Here is a 16,911-nt window from a genome sequence, read left to right on the forward strand (position 1 = left end):
TTGGCCTAAGTTTTCGCAGCGAGTGACCCCTGGCTTTTTGAGAAGATACGCCAGTGGTGATACAGAAGGGTTTATTTATATACGAGAAGTCGCTACAGGTCAGGTCATAGATATCTATCATGCCCATAACAGTTGGGTTCGGGGGTTAGCCTTTAGTCCTGATGGAAAATTATTAGCCAGTGGTTCCCATGATTTTACCGTTAAACTGTGGCATCTGCAGACAGGACATTGTATTCATACGTTATCCCATAATGATCTCGCAGGTCGCATTGTTTGGAGTCCAGACGGTCAACAGTTAGCCTCATTTAGTTTTGATCAAATCATTCGACTTTGGGATGTAGAAACGGGAAACTGTCTTCACACCTTTAAGAAAAGCGGCACCATGACGACAGCGGTTGACTGGAGTTCTGATGGGAAAAATTTAGTCAGTTGTGGGGGAAATAACGAGATTGTTCTTTGGGACCTTACCACTAAGACCTTGCGTTATTCTTTAACGGATCATCAAGATACAGTTTGGGATGTTGCGTTTAGTCCCGATGGTCAATGGTTAGCCAGCAGTTCCCAAGATGATACTATCAAAGTCTGGTCTGTTGCTACTGGAGACTGTCTGAAAACCCTACATAGTTACCATACACTTGTTTGGGGGATGATTTTTAGTCCTGATGGACAAACTCTAATGGGTGCTTGTGAAGATAGCAAAATTCGTTTCTGGAACCTGAAAACTCAGGAGTGTTTTAAGACTCTCTCTGGTCACCTCAGTAGTGTTTGGTCTCTTGCAGTTAGTCAAGAAGGGAAATATTTGGCCAGTGCCAGTGATGACTGTTCAGTTAAATTATGGGATGCAGACACGGGAGACTGTTTAAGAACTTGGTCAGGTCATATTACAGTGGTTTGGTCAGTTGCGTTTAACCCTGATGGTGTTACTTTGGCCTCTGGGTATCATAATGGCCAAATCAGAATTTGGGATCATAATAAAGAAACCTGTCTGCATACTTTATCTGATCAACATAATATTATTTGGGCGTTGAATTGGCATCCTGATGGGAAAATTCTGGCCAGTGCCTCTCAGGATAAGTCCATTAAACTTTGGAATACTAACACGGGTCAATGTCTTTATACGTTGTCAGACTATCCGACGTTTCCCCATACTTTTACTTGGCATCCTAATGGTCAAATTCTAGTTAGTTCTCATTTGGGCGGTATCATTAAACAATGGGATGTTGCTACTGGAAATTGTCTACAAACGATTGTTTATGACAGTCCGATGTATGACTTAGATTGGAACTCTTCAGGAACGCTTCTGGTCGCTGGAACACAACGGGGAACACTACAATTTTTTGATGGCACAACCGGCGATCACCTTCAAACATTAGTGGGTCATACAAAATCGGTTTTTTCTGTCAAATGGAGTCCTGATGACCAATTTTTAGCCAGTGCTTCCCATGATAATACCATCAAATTATGGGATACAAAAACTGAACAATGTATTTATACTTTAACTGAACATACGAATTGGGTTTGGTCAATTTGTTGGCATCCTGATGGTCATAGTTTAGCCAGTGCTTCTGAAGATGGAACGGTAAGATTATGGGATGCAAACACTGGAAAATGTTTCCAAGTTTTACTCGGACATACTCAAGGGGTTCGTTGTGTTCAATGGAGTGCTGACGGTCAATTTCTCCTAACAGGAAGTGCTGATGAAACCATCAAACTTTGGCAGTTTAATATAGGTCAATGTTTGAAAACCTTTAGACCCCAAAAACCCTATGAAGGGATGAATATTCGTAATATTACTGGAGTTAGTAATGCACAAAAAGATAATCTTAAAGTTCTTGGTGCCTTAGAGTAAATAGACATCTCCAAGAATCTATAGCATTTCTCATACTTGTGAGGTACAAAGGTTATCACTTTGAGGCAGGGGGCAGGAGGCAGGAGGCAGGAGTTAGGTGTACCTCATGATAGCAGTTTTCATTTGCATAGATTATCAATGGATAATTGACAATTGACAATTGATAATTAATTAATTCGGTTTAAGACCTCTCTTTTTAAGGAGAAAAAATTAAAAAGCGTGACTTCCTATCCAATCCTCTTCACTTTAGGGAGAGGTAATTATCCATTATCCATTATTAATTATCAATTATTGAAGAACTTTCTAGCTTTGAGGCAGAAGGCAGGAGTTAAATTTTAGTTTGCTCCACTCAATTGAAAATTGCTGTAAGGAGACAATACGGGTTCCAGCTATGGGAACCTTAAACAAAAAACTATAGTTGTTTAGTTAAATCTTAGATATCATTAGGTAAACAGTCTTATGTAGTTAAAGGTGATAATTGATGCCACAGATATTTCTCGCCCACGCTAACGAGGATAAACCGTTAGTCAGAGAACTCTATGGCAAGTTAGTTGAGGCAGGATATAAACCGTGGTTCGATGAAGAGGATTTACTCCCTGGACAGAATTGGAGGGAAGAAATCCCCAAGGCGTTGAAAAACAGCGATATGTTTATTGCTTGCTTATCGTCAACGTCCATCAGTAAACGGGGATATATTCAAAAAGAGTTTAAGATGGCCATGGAGATGATGGCAGAGTTCCCATCAGGAACTATTTATTTTATCCCTTTGAAATTCGATGATTGTGAAATCCCAGAACTTAGACAGTCAGAATATGGCTTGAATCTCAAGGATTTACATTGGTTAGACTATTGGAACCCGAATGGTTTTGAGAAGTTAATTAAGTCCATTGAGCATCAGTTTGGATCTCAAGAGACAGACATTCAGGAGTCGCAAGATAATGTAGCAGGGAATAAGACGATCAACAACAACTATTATGTAGAACGTCCCCCTTTAGAAATTAATTGTTTCCAAGAAATTGAACAAGATGGTGCGTTGTTGAGGATAAAAGCACCACAGAAAATGGGGAAAACTCTCTTACTTAAGCAGATATTTGATTCAAATCAAGCAAAAGGGTTTCAGAAAGTACGGCTTGATTTACAGCTATTGGAGTCGTCAATTCTGACTGATTCATCTCAATTTCTGCGTTGGTTGTGCCAAAGAGTTAGTAGAAAACTAAAATTAGAAAACTGTTTAGATGACTATTGGGGTGAAATGACCCCTAATACTGCTTGTACTCACTATTTTGAAGAATATATTTTAGAAACGATAGAAACTCCTCTACTGTTAGGAATCGATAATATAGATAGACTATTTGCCCCCGAATTTACAACTATTGCGGCGGACTTCTTTGGATTACTTCGTGCCTGGTGGGGTTATGGTCAAACCATAGGGGGGAATTGGAAGAAACTGCGGTTAATAGTCATTTATTCGACAGAAGATTTACCACAATTAAATGTCTATCAATCCCCATTCAATGTAGGAACCGAAGTTAAAATACCCGAGTTTAATGACGAACAAATTAGGGAATTAGCCCAAAGATATGAATTCAATTGGTCATCTTCACAAATCCAACAATTGACAAAACAACTTGGAGGACATCCTTATTTAGTTCATGAAGCTATTAAGTATCTTAAACAATACCCAGACTTAACTTTGAGTGATCTCTTGAACAAATCAGCCACAGATGAAGGTATTTATGCTACTCATTGGCAAAACCTTTGGTCAACCTTGGAAAAAGACAAAGATTTAGCTACTCAGTTAAGAATTATTGTATCCAGTAAGGAAAAAGTGGCGATCTCTCCCACATATTTATATAAATTAGATAGTATGGGATTAATAAAAAGAGTGGGGAATCAAGTCGAGCCAAGATGTCCTTTGTATCGTCAATATTTTCGAGAAAGACTCTCTAGCTTAGAAAATGAAGGTTGATCTAACTACCAGTTCTTATTATCGAGTCGGGGGGAATTTACCGCCCAATTCTCCATCTTATGTGCAACGGGAAGCTGATGAACAATTGTATCAAAAGCTAAAAGATGGAGAGTTTTGCTATGTTTTAAACTCTCGACAAATGGGAAAATCTAGTCTTTGGGTAAGGGTCAAAGAAAGATTAGAAAAAGAAGATTATGTCTGTGCAGCGATCGATTTATCAGGGATTGGACAAGGACAATTAGAGCAATGGTACACTTCTTTTGCCAATCGACTAACAAAAGCTTTTAACTCCTCTGTGAGAAAAAAATGGAGAGGATGGTGGAAAGATAATAATGATTTGTCCCCAGTGGAAAGACTACATCAATTAATAGAAGAGTTATTATTACCTTCTTTATTAGACCATGAACAATTAATTGTTTTTATAGATGAAATAGATTATGTAAAAGGTTTGCCGTTCTCAACCGATGAATTTTTTGCTTTAATTCGTTCCTGTTTTAATGATAGAAGTATCAATCAAAAATACAATCAAATTACATTTTGTTTATTGGGAGTAGCTACTCCAGGAGATTTAATCGAAAATAAAAGGCTAACTCCTTTTAACATAGGCACTGCCATAGAACTTAAAGGATTTTGTCTTGATGAAGTAGGGGCTTTAATTAAAGGTTTAGAAAGGAAAGTTATCTACCCTGAATCGGTAATGTCTGATGTCTTATATTGGACAGGAGGACAACCCTTTTTAACCCAACGTCTTTGTAATTTAGTGGTCAAAGCTAATAATCCTACCCCCGATGTTTCTCAAATAGTTAAGCATCACATTATTGAGAATTGGGAAGCCCAAGATGAACAAGAACATTTAAAAACTATTAAAAATAGAATTTTAGATAATGAAGAACGAGCAGGATATTTACTAGATTTGTATCAGAAATTCATAAAAGATGAACAGGTTAAAGTTAATAATAGTTTAGAAGAAACAGAATTACAACTATCAGGATTAGTAGTTAAAAAAGCTGATTTGATTCAAGTTTATAATCCTATATATGCTGAGGTATTCAATGAAACTTGGATAGATATAGAGTTAAATAAACTACGTCCTTACTCTGAAAGTTATCGAGCTTGGTTACATTCAGGGAAAACCGATGAATCTCGGTTGTTACAAGGTAAAGCTTTAGTAGAAGCAGAAACATGGGCATCGGGGAAGAATTTAGGCGGTGAAGATCAAGATTTTCTTGGGGCTAGTCGGGCTAGGCAAAGAGAAGCTGAGGCAAAACGGAAAGTGATTTATCTTGGTAGTATTATTTTAGGAATAGCCGTATTATTATCGGCTGTTTTTGGAACACTCGCATGGAGAGCTAAAGAGGAACTTCAACAAGCTAAATTAGAATTACAAAAAATAGAACAGTATATTGTCCCTGTCGAACAACTGAACACATTAGCGCAACAACTAGAACCGTTTGAGAGGCAGGAAATCACTAATCTTCTGGAACAATTACCAAAAATCAAAAATGCCAGCACAAAAGTCGCTTTAAGATTGGCAATACAAGCATTAGCTTATGTCTATCTTGAAGATTTAGAGTTAGCTAAGAGTGCGCTCAATAAAAGTTTTAGTTTAGTTCATTTACTAGAAACAGAAATAGAAGATGACGCGTTGCTACCAATAAGGCTCTTGTTAAAAAAGGTCAAAGGAGACTTAAGGCTGGCGCAAGGACAGTCAGACCAATCGTTCAAGTATTACAATGACGCTTTTTCCATGTTAGAAGATAGTCAATACAATCCCTATGAATCTTCTTACAACATTTTCTCCGAAGATATGGTCGTAGATGTTCATGAGAAATTAGTGGAAAAACTTGAATCTGAATCTTTGGATCAAAAAGTCAAAAATTCTCTATTGAAACATTACAAACAACGTACTCAAAACTATATTAGGCAACTAGAAACGTTGTTAGAACAAAAGAATTGGAAACAGGCAGATCAGATAACCTGGAATGCTCTTTACTATTCAGCCCAAAGCAACAAGAAAGATAAATATTGGAACTGGCGTGATACTTCTTGTAATGATTTTAAGCGCATGGATAATCTTTGGTATAATCACTCGGGCGGACAGTTTGGCTTTAAAGAGCAATTGAAAATCTATTCCTTCCTAAATAACAAATCACCCGAATATGGTAGAGAAGCTACGATAGCTTTTACGATAGAAGTCGGGTGGTACACTCAAAATGGTTGGAAGAATTACAGTGATTTAAACTGGTCAGAGGATTCCCCACAAATTTCGCCACGAGGTCATCTCCCAGCTCTGGGGTTTTTTGGTGTTTTGGGGGGGTTCGAGGGTGAGGTCGCTCGATCGTTTGCCGATCGGGACGACGTTTCTTCATTTTTGGGACGGGAGTTGCATTGGATAAGGGTTGCCCAGTTTTGGCGGTTTTGGAGATTATCTCACAAAATTTCTCACTGCTTGTGAATTGTAACATATAAAGACTTTCGCAGTTTTTTCAACTCCGAATAAATGAAAGGATTTTACGAGCTTATTAGGTTTTCCGAGATCCCATACCTGGCACCCATTACAATGTTCTTTTTGCTCTTCATCTGAACTTCTACTTTGACAAAACGTCATTACGTAACTGGTTAACTCCATCACAAACACGGCGATCGCTATCCGATAAACTAACATTAGATTGCAAATAATCTTTAATCCAAGCACATCCATAACTCAATTCATCTAGGGCTAAAACTTCTTCTAAATCCCATAAAACTAGCATATTTTCACGACTGCCTACGGCTAGTTGCTTACCACCAAGACTAAAGGCAAGAGAACGCACCATACTACTATAACTGTACAAAGTTTTCATTAACTGCCCATCGAGATTCCAAAATCGAACTGTCCCATCATCGCTTCCCGATGCAATCATCTCACCATCGGGACTAAAAGCAACATCCCAAACCCTCTCTTGATGTCCCTCCAAGGTATGCAGTAACTCTCCTTCCCAACTCCATAATTTTACAGTTTTATCTCGACTTCCTGAGACAATTTTATTACCATCGGGACTAATAGCAATAGTTCTAACCGGTGCTTCATGTCCCTCAATAGTCCTAACTAAACTACCATCTAACCGCCAAATTTTGATAGTTTTATCCCTACTACTAGAGACAAGATATTGACCATCAGGACTAAAAGCAAGGTCCAAAACTCCCTGAGAATGTCCTTCAATAGTTCTAATTAATGTGCCATCTTTACGCCATAATTTAATCGTTCTATCCATACTTCCCGAAGCAATTAATTGATTATTAGGATCAATAGCAACGGTTAAAACCCAATCCGTATGTCCCTTTAAAGTAGTAAAATTCTCCCCTTGATTGTTCCATAATCTAACAGTTTTATCCCGACTTGCTGAAGCAAAAAACTTCCCATCAGGACTATAAACTACTGTTGAAACTGCATCGGTATGATCTTCTAGAGGAATAATAGAATTTTGTTCGGGTTTCCATAATTTTAGGGTATGATCTCGACTGGATGTAACAATGTGGGTTTGATCTCGACTAAAAGCAATACCACTAATTGCTGCTTGATGTTTTAGATAATTAATCCAAAGAGGTTTATTTGGTTTCCAAAGTTTAACGGTTTTATCCCAACTAGCAGACACCCAAAATTCCCTTTTAGGGTGTATTACTAAGTCTAATACCCCATCTCCATGAGCATCAAAACTATCGATTAATTCTCCTTGAGGAGACCAGAATTTAATAGTTTGGTCTTCTCCCACAGAAAAAAAGACTTTTTTTTCAGGCACAATTTCTATATCCATAACTGCGCCCCTATGAGCAACAATAGTTTGAAGCAAGGTTCCATCGAGGTTCCATTTTTTAATGGTTCCGTCTTCACTAGCAGAGAGAAAATAACTATTATCGTCTCCCCATTCTACTTCCCAGACAGTATTATTATGATCTGGAAATGTTTTCAGTAATTGGCCATTTTTATTCCAAAGTTTGATAGTTTTATCCTTACTACTAGAGAGGAAAAATTGACCATTCTTACTAAATTCTACATCGTATACTTCTGCGTTATGTTCTTCTAGTGTGTTCAGTAATTTTCCTTCCACGCTCCAAACTTGTAGCTCATTACCAGTGGCAGCAATCAAGGTTTGATTATCAGGACTAAAAGTAATATCATAAACCGGTTTATTAGTATTAAGGGTGCGTAATAATTGACCATCAAAAGTCCATAATTTAACGGTTTTATCCATACTTGCAGAAGCAATTAGTTGATTATCATGACTAAATTTAACTTTATAAACACGGTTTTCATGACCAGAAATAGTTTTTAATAATTGTCCATTTTGTTGCCATAATTTTATAGTATGATCCCAACTTGCTGTTACTAAAGTTTGTCCATCTTTACTTATATCAACTCCCCAAACCCCGTCTTTATGTCCCGTCAAACGATTGAATTCTAGCGCACTATAGACTGCTTTTCCTAAAGCTATTTCTACTTCTTGTTGAGTTTGTTGATCTTTTATTTTTAATTGTTGTAGCTTACGTTTAGCTTTGATTGCCGCTAATAAAGAATCTAATCCCAACTCAGGGGTTGAATGTGCTTGGGAAAAACGAGCGATCGCTTGAATCTCATTTAATGTTCCTTGACGATATTGTTTAACTACTAGAAAAATTAAACCACAGGAAACCAATAAAGCAAAAGTAATCACCCCCACTAATCTTTTTTGCAATTTCAGTCTCCTTTGTGTTTCTTTTAATTTTTCTGCTTCTAATTTTTGTTGAGTTTCACGGCGATCGCAGGTTTCAGAGGCAGCTAAAAACTGATAATCAAGATCGCTTAAACGATGTTCTTTAGACCAATTTTTTGCCGCTAATAAAGCTTGTCCTCGTAATAGTTGAGATTCATCTTGATAATTAGATTTAACCCATACTTGCAACAGGGAACTATAGGGACGAAGACGATCTAATTGCTGCTCCACCCAATCCCTATTAAACACCATTTCATAAATGGGATTGCGAATTCGTAAACAAGATCCCCGTTTTTCTACAATTCCTGATAGTAATAATTCTCGTTGTTCTAAACTATCATCTAAGGGAATTTGTTTCTGTTGTAAAATTTCTAGATAATAGCCTAAAATACGCCCTATGTTGGCTTCTTTCCGTAAAAGACGATTGCGGATGGTGCGTAGATGTTCCGGTTCGTCTTGGGTTTCCCAGTCAGCAATAATCTGCGATCGCACTAATCTTTCTATCCACTGGGGTACTGTTTCCGGGGTTAGGGAGGGAGGGGTTTCTGCGAGAGCTATTTGACAGAGTTTTTGCGTCAAAAACGGCTGTCCCCCTGTCCAATACAAAATCTCTTCTAAAATTTCCTGTGGATACCTTAATGACCCCTTTAAACCCCCAATCAGAGGCTCAATTTCATGGGTTTGAAACCCTCTTAATTCAATAGCTGTACCAATATTAAAGGGAGTACGCTCTTTGGATTGAATTAAGTCTGAGGGAGTAGCGACACCGAACAAAGCAAAGGTTAAACGATTATATTCTGGATTTTCCGCCCGTTGATTGTAACAAAAGCGAATTAATGCCCAAAAATCGTCCACAGCAAAGGGCAATCCTAAAACACTATCAATCTCATCAATAAAAATAACAATGGGTTGAGAAGGAATTGACGTGAGGAGAATATTTTGTATAAAATAATCTAGACGCTGTATGGGTGAGAAGTCTGCTTGTTCCCTCCACCAAGCTTTTAAATTAACTTTGCCAATGAGGTTAAACCCGCGCCACAGTTCCCAGATTAGCCCTTTATACCATTGTATGGGGGTTACAGTTTCGCTACCAATACTGGTTAAGTCTAAAGACGCACAGCGATAACCTTCTTTTTGTAAGCGATTTTTTACCCGAACCCGAAGACTAGATTTTCCCATTTGACGGGTATTAAGAACATAGGAAAAATCACCTTTTAATAAAGCTTGATAGAGTTGGTTGTCCCCGTGACGTACAACATAGCTTGGTGCATTAATTCTGAGACTTCCTCCTACTTGATATTCATAAGAAAAATAACTTTGATTTGTATCAGTGGGCATTTATATCCTTCCTATTTTTTTAAAAGTAGTCGCCACAGTATCACCATCTTTTCGGGTTTGAATGTAACCATTAAACGGAAATTTAAACCAAGTTAGTCTATAAAAAAGGCATCTAAAACTATCTTTTGAATAGTAGTTAAAGGTTGATTAAACTGTCTTGCGATAGCGATACAATCTTCGTATTCCGGATGGACATTAATAATAGTTGTATTCTCTCCTTTTCCTTGAGTTGCTATTTTAACCCTTATTTTTCCATATTGTGTATCAACTATCTTAACTTCTCGGTCTAAAATGGAACGTTTCTGAATAGATTGACGAATGCCTAATGTGGTTGTTTCTCTAAAAATAATTTCCTCACAAGCTTCTATTTTATCCACCTGACAAATAACTGTTAATAAAACACCAGGCCGTGATTTTTTCATCATCGCTGACTGAGTGAACACATCTAACGCCCCCACATCTAATAAAAGATCGAATAAATAACCAAAAACCTGCGGACTTAAATCATCTATTTGGGTTTCTAAAACAGCAACTATGTCGACATTACTGTTTTTTTTTCTGTCACACTTTCCCCTATCCACAGACGTAAAATATTAGGAATTGGTAAATCTTTTGACCCTGCACCTAAGCCAACTTTTTCTAACACCATCTTGGGGGGTTGACCAAAACTTTTGACCAGTGTAACAGCGATCGCCGCTCCTGTGGGGGTGACTAATTCTTTCTCAATATTGTTACTATAAATGGGAACCTGACGGGACTCCCACAACTTCAATACAGCAGGAACCGGTACCGGTAAACGACCATGTGCCGCACGTACTGTTCCCCCACCAGTAGGTAAAGCTGAACAGTATAAACCCTCGATGTCCAAATAATCTAAGCCCACACAAGTACCCACAATGTCCACTATGGCATCTGTTGCCCCAACTTCGTGGAAGTGTACCTTTTCTGGTGAAACGCCGTGTACGGCACCTTCTGCTACGGCTAAGCGACGGAATACATCGAGACTCCACTGTGTGGCCCGTGAAGGTAAGTTAGCCTGTTGAATAATAGTTTCAATTTCGGGAAGGTGACGGGCGGAGGTATGATGATGGTGGTGATCGTGATTATCATCTTTAAGCAACTGAACATGAACTTTAGTGGCCTGTTGTCCGTTGCGCTGTACCTTTTCTTGGCTTAAATTATATTCGTGGTCAATATTCAACCCTTTTAGTTGCTCAATCAAGTATTCTAAGGGGACACCGCTATCCACTAATGCCGCTAAACACATATCTCCGGCGATCCCTGTTACGCAGTCTAAATAAGCTATTTTGGTCATAATTATGGCTATTCTATACGATTTACATCCCCAAAACCCCCAACCTCGTCGCATCGACGAAATATGTGATTCCCTCAGAAAAGGGGCAATCATGCTATATCCCACAGATACAGTGTATGCGATCGGGTGCGATCTTAATAGTAAATCGGCGGTGCAAAGGGTGCGAAAATTGAAACAATTATCTAATCATAAACCATTGACTTTTTTGTGTTCTTCCTTGTCCAATATTGCTGACTATGCAGGGGTAACGGATGAAGCATATCGTATTATGAAACGCTTAATTCCTGGCCCTTATACTTTTTTGTTACCAGCAAGTAAAGCTGTGCCAAAATTGGTGATGAGTCCGAAGCGAAAAAGTACGGGTATTAGGGTGCCTGATCATCCTATTTGTCAAGCTATTTTACAAGGCTTAAAAAATCCAATTATTTCTACTTCTGCTCATTTACCGGACGAAGATGGTGAGTTTCCAACTATTGGGTTAGAAAAAGTTGAATTGTTTGACATTTTAGAGAATCAGGTTGATATGATTATTGATAATAGTTTAGAGCCTGGTTTTGATGTTTCTACTATTTTAGATATGACTTCCGATCCCCCTTCTATTATTCGTCAAGGGTTAGGATGGGAAGAATTACAAAATTGGGTAGCAATACAGGTTTAATTGATTTATTGGTCATTAGTTATGAAGGCTATTCAAACAAAAATTCCCGATGTTGTTATTGTTGAACCCCGTGTTTTTGGGGATAATCGCGGTTTCTTTTATGAAAGCTATAATGAAAAAGCTTTTATAGAAGCAACGGGAATAAGTAGAAATTTTGTCCAGGATAATCATTCACGATCGCAGAAAAATGTGTTGCGGGGACTTCATTATCAAATTCAACAACCTCAAGGAAAATTAGTTCGTGTGGTAGTAGGGAAGGTGTTAGATGTAGCGGTGGATATTCGTAAGAGTTCCCCTACTTTTGGTCAGTGGGTAAGTTGTCTTTTGAGTGCAGAAAATAAGCTTCAGTTTTGGGTTCCGGAAGGATTTGCTCACGGGTTTGTTGTCTTATCCGATGTAGCGGAGTTTCTCTATAAAACGACAGATTATTACGCCCCAGAATACGAAAGAAGTATTATTTGGAACGACTCGGATCTCAAGGTTGACTGGCAACTAGAAGGGGAACCTTTGTTATCAAAAAAAGATAAAGAGGGTTTACCTTTGAAAGAAGCAGAGGTTTTTGAGTAAAACAGTTTTTTATACTACTGTTGACTAATGAGCAAAAAATCCTGTTAACAATAAAGGTAACAAAATTAGTAAGCTAATAATTAGTAGTGCTGTTTGTGGACTAATTGGGATAATATTCTTTTCTTTTTGTGGTTCTGTCATTTTTAGTTTCCTCCTACATTAACTGTGATTTTAACCCATTTTCATCCCAATAAGCTTTAACTTCTGTAATTTTTCCTTCCTCATTAAGTTTAAATGTACTGATGCCATCGGCGTTTGCTTCTTTGCCGTTTTTAGAAATAACATTCATCTTCCATTTTACCGCAGCCTCATTACTAACAATAAATAAAAATTCTCTTTCTATTTCAAATTTACTGTAAAAATTAGTAAGGATAGTAAACAATTTTTCTGAGTCTTTTTCTGGGTTTAAAGCCGGTTTACCGACGGGATCATAAATAGCGGCATTATCGGCTAAACTATCTAACCAACCTTGAGAATTCATAGCGGCTAAACTGTCATAATAATTAGAAATTGTAGCTTCAATAGACATAATTTTCTCCAGGATACATTACCTTTCTGTTTTGCGTTAGGGGTCAACGGCCGTTGACCCCTACAAGAATTATTAAAATTCCGCACTTAAGGGAGTACGAGGGAAAGGAATAACATCACGAATATTACCCATCCCTGTCATAAATTGTACCACTCTTTCAAACCCTAAACCAAATCCTGCATGGGGAACGGTTCCATATTTTCTTAGGTCTAAATACCACCATAAATCATCGGCAATTATATTCATTTCATCGATGCGTTTTTCTAGGACATCTAGTCTTTCCTCCCGTTGAGATCCGCCAATTATTTCCCCAATTTTCGGGGCTAAAACATCCATTGCTGCCACGGTTTTATTATCCTCGTTCAAGCGCATATAGAATGCCTTAATTGTGGTGGGATAATTAGTAACAATTAAAGGTTTTTTAAACAACTCTTCTGCTAGATATCGCTCGTGTTCTGATTGTAAATCAATACCCCATTCCACTGGGTATTCAAACTTCTTATTAGACTTTTCTAGTAATTCAACCGCTTTAGTATATGTGATTCTTTCAAACTCATTATTAATGATATTATCAGCCGTTTCCAAAACAGATTTATCGATACGCTTATTAAAAAATTCCATGTCTTCTGGACAAGTCTCTAATACATATTTAAAAATGTATTTTAAAAACGCTTCTGCTAAGTCTTGATCCCCTTCAATATCACAAAAAGCCATTTCTGGTTCTACCATCCAAAACTCAGCTAAATGACGGGAAGTGTTAGAATTTTCTGCTCTAAAAGTGGGACCAAAAGTATAAACATTTTGAAAAGCCATCGCCATAACTTCTGCTTCTAACTGTCCACTTACGGTTAGATAAGCTTGCTTACCAAAAAAGTCTTGATCGTAATCTATTTTTTGCTGTTTATCAACAGGAACTTTGCTCAAATCAAAATTAGTAACAGTGAATAATTCTCCTGCACCTTCGCAGTCACTGGCAGTAATAATAGGAGTATGAACCCAGATAAAATCTCGTTCTTGAAAAAATTTATGGATAGCGGTTGCACAGGCATTTCTGACGCGCATAACCGCACCTATGGTATTGGTACGCGATCGCAGATGTCCAATAGTACGTAAAAATTCAAAAGAGTGGCGTTTTTTCTGTAGGGGATATGTTTCGGGGTCAGATGTGCCATATACCTGCACTGTAGCAGCCTTTAACTCGATGCTTTGACCTTTTCCTAGGGATTGTACCAGGGTTCCTGAAACTTCCACAGAAGACCCCGTATTGAGGAGTTTGAGAACATCTTGATAGTTGGGTACGCTTTCATCGAGAACTACTTGTAAACTGTTGAGGGAGGAACCGTCATTGACTTCCATAAAAGCAAAATCTTTTAATTCCCGTTTGGTGCGTACCCACCCTTGAATAGTCAGGGTTTCATCGGGTTTACCGTGTCTTAAGATGTCTCTAACTCGTTTAGTTTGCATTACTTATAAAATGGTTTATCAATCCGTTGCCTGATTATTCTAGCAAACTTTGTCTTTAACTCTAGTAACACTAAACTTGCCGATGATAGTGGAATCTACCTTATTCTAAGTAGTAAAAGTCAAGTTTTTGAGTTTTTTTATCTTTAGTTGATTCACTATAATTAAGGATAGTTTTTATTCTATTTAAGTAATCATACAGTGTTATTTCTTCGTATCTTTGTGGGTATTTTAAATTTAGATGGATAAATTTACTCATACTTTCATTAAACTAAAAGGAGCAAACCAATGCAGAAAAGCTTACTTATAACGGGATTAATTTCAACTTTAATAGGAGGGTGATCTTTACAAGCTAAAGCTCAACAAACTATAGTTCTTTATGATCAAGATTTTGAAAATCCCACAGGTTTTGTTAATCAAGGTGGTGATATTAATCTAACAAGAACAATTAATGATCTTTATTCAAATCAACCCCCTGGATTTGTATTTGCACAAACTTTTACAGTTGAGACTCTTCTGCTTACAGGAAATCAAGCTTTTGGCAGTGGTTATAGTGATCCATCAGGAATAGGTGGCAATTATGCTGTAGGTATACAAACAAGAGACCAAAATGACTTATTGGGGCTATCTTTTGATACTGGTGGTAGGGATTTTTTAAACTTTCGTTTAGATATTTCAAGTATTGATGCAGACAGATTTGGTGCGCCTTTTGTCCCTAACGGGGCAATACCAGAATTTGAGTTCACATTGTTTGATAATCCTAGTGGAACTCCAAATATCGGTAGTGGTTCAGTCTTATCAACTTTTAGAGCTTCAGGTACAGCATCTCCACGAAATGTATTTGATTGGACTGAAGTTTTAGCCGTATTAGATGCTTCTGCATCAACCAATGGCAATGTAACTTTAAGAATTGATCTTCTCAATGGTGGTTATGCTGCGTTAGATAACTTCCGAATAGCTGCATCTGATACACCTGGTGATGTTAACGATGTTCCAGAACCTTCGACTATCATTGCTCTGGGAGCATTAACAATCTCTGGTTTAGCTACCGGGTTCAAACGTAAATTTGGTAAATCCAAGAAAAAATAGAACAGTAAGTGGGCAATGCCCACTCTAAAATTAAAGTATAGCTGATACATTCCCTAGATTTAATTTCTGTAATGCTTGCCAATTAATAATATCCTCATACAAAGACTCATATCCCTTAACATTCGGATGTAATCCATCATTAGTCAACCGTAACTTGACATAATCTTCCCCTCTGCCTAACCATAAATCAAAAATATCTAGATAAGGAATATTACGAGAATGACAAGCTTTTTTGGTAACTTCTTTATAACGATATTGATCAAAATTATTAAAATAAAAACAATCCATAAAAGGCATTTTTTGCTCATCCACAGGAACCATTCCCACAAAATAAACAGGACACAATTGTTGCGCTTTATCTAATAAATTCTCTATTTGCTGTTGATATGTATCAAATTCTGTAAATAAACGTCCATCAGGCCTTCTCAACCTGGCCGAATCATTCACCCCAACCGAAAGCATAATCACATCAGGGACACGGTTGCGTAACTCTCCCCGACACCGGTACTCCCCTTCTAACCGTTCCTCCACTTGATAGATTCGATCTCCCCTTACACCCAGATTGTACAATACATGACCATTTTTCTGCCCCATCCAGCCACGACGTAATCTCTCAACCCATCCACCCCCAACGGTATCACCGTACCCATAGACTAAACTATCTCCTAACGCCACAATTCTCAAGGAAGCAGTGTTAAAAGATGAATTCCACTTCTGCCTGGGGGTTGCAAAGGTTGTCATAAAGGCGACTCCTGTAATGATCTGTAATAAAACTTTATTTTTTTATATAAAAGTTAATTCTAGCTCAATTTGGTGAGATGGTTAATGGATTAATTTTTGTAGTTTAGTTGTAGTGCTATTTGATGAAAATAAGAATCTATGCCTGACAAACCTTTAAAATTAGTTGAGAATTACAGGGATTTTAAAGCCTTGATGGAGATTACTAACGAGCAGATTTTAAACAGATTTCATTGTTGATTTATTATCGGTAGATGTAAATAAACGGGGACATTAATGTTATAATTGTAGTGGGATAATTTAGGTGGTTAATTTAGCCTAATTACTCTAAGTTGAGATTAATAATAGTGTTTTAAAAAGTTTTATTTCTGTAAAAATAAGGGAGTGTTTATTATGTCTACTTCTATTAAAACAGAGGCTTATATCTACGATGAACAAAGAAATCTAGTTTATTATCTTGAAGAACAAGATAATGATGGAGATAATATCGTAGATGACCGTCAAACAGAAACTTCTACCTATGATGGACAAGGAAATCTAGTTTATTATCTTATAGAACAAGACGATAATGCAGATGGTGTTGTAGACTCTCGTTGGACAGAATCTAATACTTACAATCTGGCGTGGGGACACAAAAAGCTATAAGCTAGATTTAATAAGGGATATAG

At 37.5% G+C, this 16,911-nt stretch carries 13 protein-coding genes; 7 read left to right on the plus strand and 6 right to left on the minus strand.

Annotation, left to right across the window (positions count from 1 at the left end):
* The 3 genes from P9B04_RS00055 to P9B04_RS00065 all read left to right on the plus strand — a co-directional run.
* A partial coding sequence (locus P9B04_RS00055) for a WD40 repeat domain-containing protein (RefSeq protein WP_342052948.1) occupies positions 1 to 1,849 on the plus strand: 1,849 nt, incomplete at its 5' end.
* A 481-nt stretch (positions 1,850 to 2,330) separates the two neighbouring features.
* Positions 2,331 to 3,818 carry an AAA-like domain-containing protein gene (locus tag P9B04_RS00060; protein WP_342052949.1) on the plus strand — a complete coding sequence of 496 codons (1,488 nt, stop codon included), beginning with the start codon at positions 2,331 to 2,333 and terminating at the stop codon, positions 3,816 to 3,818.
* The gene (locus P9B04_RS00065; protein ID WP_342052950.1) at positions 3,808 to 6,273 is read left to right on the plus strand and encodes an AAA-like domain-containing protein; all 2,466 of its coding nucleotides are present in this window, start codon (positions 3,808 to 3,810) and stop codon (positions 6,271 to 6,273) included. Before P9B04_RS00060 ends, P9B04_RS00065 begins: the two co-directional genes overlap by 11 nt.
* Before the next feature lie 133 nt (positions 6,274 to 6,406).
* Here the strand turns inward: P9B04_RS00065 and P9B04_RS00070 are convergent, their stop codons facing one another.
* The 3 genes from P9B04_RS00070 to larC (P9B04_RS00080) form a co-directional block, all read right to left on the minus strand.
* Positions 6,407 to 9,886: an AAA-like domain-containing protein gene (locus tag P9B04_RS00070; RefSeq protein ID WP_342052951.1), complete on the minus strand. Its 3,480-nt coding sequence runs from the start codon at positions 9,884 to 9,886 to the stop codon at positions 6,407 to 6,409.
* A gap of 92 nt (positions 9,887 to 9,978) precedes the next feature.
* Positions 9,979 to 10,467: a nickel insertion protein gene (gene larC / locus P9B04_RS00075; protein ID WP_342052952.1), complete on the minus strand. Its 489-nt coding sequence runs from the start codon at positions 10,465 to 10,467 to the stop codon at positions 9,979 to 9,981.
* Positions 10,419 to 11,201 (minus strand): nickel pincer cofactor biosynthesis protein LarC, encoded by a 783-nt coding sequence (gene larC / locus P9B04_RS00080; RefSeq protein WP_342052953.1) that lies wholly within the window; start codon positions 11,199 to 11,201, stop codon positions 10,419 to 10,421. The genes larC (P9B04_RS00075) and larC (P9B04_RS00080) overlap by 49 nt, the downstream gene beginning before the upstream one ends.
* 4 nt (positions 11,202 to 11,205) lie before the next feature.
* On the opposite strand from larC (P9B04_RS00080), the gene P9B04_RS00085 reads away from it, so the two are divergent.
* The gene (locus P9B04_RS00085) at positions 11,206 to 11,859 is read left to right on the plus strand and encodes an L-threonylcarbamoyladenylate synthase (RefSeq protein WP_342052954.1); all 654 of its coding nucleotides are present in this window, start codon (positions 11,206 to 11,208) and stop codon (positions 11,857 to 11,859) included.
* Positions 11,860 to 11,880: 21 nt separating this feature from the next.
* Positions 11,881 to 12,426 (plus strand): dTDP-4-dehydrorhamnose 3,5-epimerase, encoded by a 546-nt coding sequence (rfbC, locus tag P9B04_RS00090; protein ID WP_342052955.1) that lies wholly within the window; start codon positions 11,881 to 11,883, stop codon positions 12,424 to 12,426.
* A gap of 154 nt (positions 12,427 to 12,580) precedes the next feature.
* On the opposite strand, the gene P9B04_RS00095 is transcribed toward rfbC, so the two are convergent.
* Together P9B04_RS00095 and asnS are read right to left on the minus strand one after the other, a co-directional pair.
* Positions 12,581 to 12,955: a nuclear transport factor 2 family protein gene (locus P9B04_RS00095; RefSeq protein ID WP_342052956.1), complete on the minus strand. Its 375-nt coding sequence runs from the start codon at positions 12,953 to 12,955 to the stop codon at positions 12,581 to 12,583.
* Between the two features lie 72 nt (positions 12,956 to 13,027).
* Entirely contained in the window at positions 13,028 to 14,419 is a 1,392-nt protein-coding gene (gene asnS / locus P9B04_RS00100; protein WP_342052957.1) for an asparagine--tRNA ligase, read from the minus strand.
* 615 nt (positions 14,420 to 15,034) lie between these two features.
* Between asnS and P9B04_RS00105 the strand changes: the two genes are divergently transcribed.
* Entirely contained in the window at positions 15,035 to 15,505 is a 471-nt protein-coding gene (locus tag P9B04_RS00105) for a PEP-CTERM sorting domain-containing protein (protein WP_342052958.1), read from the plus strand.
* Positions 15,506 to 15,535: 30 nt separating this feature from the next.
* Here the strand turns inward: P9B04_RS00105 and P9B04_RS00110 are convergent, their stop codons facing one another.
* Positions 15,536 to 16,246 carry a GDSL-type esterase/lipase family protein gene (locus P9B04_RS00110; RefSeq protein WP_342052959.1) on the minus strand — a complete coding sequence of 237 codons (711 nt, stop codon included), beginning with the start codon at positions 16,244 to 16,246 and terminating at the stop codon, positions 15,536 to 15,538.
* A 390-nt stretch (positions 16,247 to 16,636) separates the two neighbouring features.
* On the opposite strand from P9B04_RS00110, the gene P9B04_RS00115 reads away from it, so the two are divergent.
* Positions 16,637 to 16,888: a hypothetical protein gene (locus P9B04_RS00115; RefSeq protein WP_342052960.1), complete on the plus strand. Its 252-nt coding sequence runs from the start codon at positions 16,637 to 16,639 to the stop codon at positions 16,886 to 16,888.
* Positions 16,889 to 16,911 lie beyond the last annotated feature (23 nt).

The organism is Crocosphaera sp. Alani8 (assembly GCF_038442745.1).
Lineage (GTDB): Bacteria > Cyanobacteriota > Cyanobacteriia > Cyanobacteriales > Microcystaceae > Crocosphaera.

Excerpts from the sequence above, each read along its gene's own strand:
- P9B04_RS00060 (WP_342052949.1), top strand. The coding sequence starts at position 2,331 with ATGCCACAGATATTTCTCGCCCACGCTAACGAGGATAAACCGTTAGTC.
- P9B04_RS00065 (WP_342052950.1), top strand. The coding sequence starts at position 3,808 with ATGAAGGTTGATCTAACTACCAGTTCTTATTATCGAGTCGGGGGGAAT.
- P9B04_RS00070 (WP_342052951.1), bottom strand. The coding sequence starts at position 9,886 with ATGCCCACTGATACAAATCAAAGTTATTTTTCTTATGAATATCAAGTA.
- larC (WP_342052953.1), bottom strand. The coding sequence starts at position 11,201 with ATGACCAAAATAGCTTATTTAGACTGCGTAACAGGGATCGCCGGAGAT.
- P9B04_RS00085 (WP_342052954.1), top strand. The coding sequence starts at position 11,206 with ATGGCTATTCTATACGATTTACATCCCCAAAACCCCCAACCTCGTCGC.
- rfbC (WP_342052955.1), top strand. The coding sequence starts at position 11,881 with ATGAAGGCTATTCAAACAAAAATTCCCGATGTTGTTATTGTTGAACCC.
- P9B04_RS00095 (WP_342052956.1), bottom strand. The coding sequence starts at position 12,955 with ATGTCTATTGAAGCTACAATTTCTAATTATTATGACAGTTTAGCCGCT.
- asnS (WP_342052957.1), bottom strand. The coding sequence starts at position 14,419 with ATGCAAACTAAACGAGTTAGAGACATCTTAAGACACGGTAAACCCGAT.
- P9B04_RS00110 (WP_342052959.1), bottom strand. The coding sequence starts at position 16,246 with ATGACAACCTTTGCAACCCCCAGGCAGAAGTGGAATTCATCTTTTAAC.
- P9B04_RS00115 (WP_342052960.1), top strand. The coding sequence starts at position 16,637 with ATGTCTACTTCTATTAAAACAGAGGCTTATATCTACGATGAACAAAGA.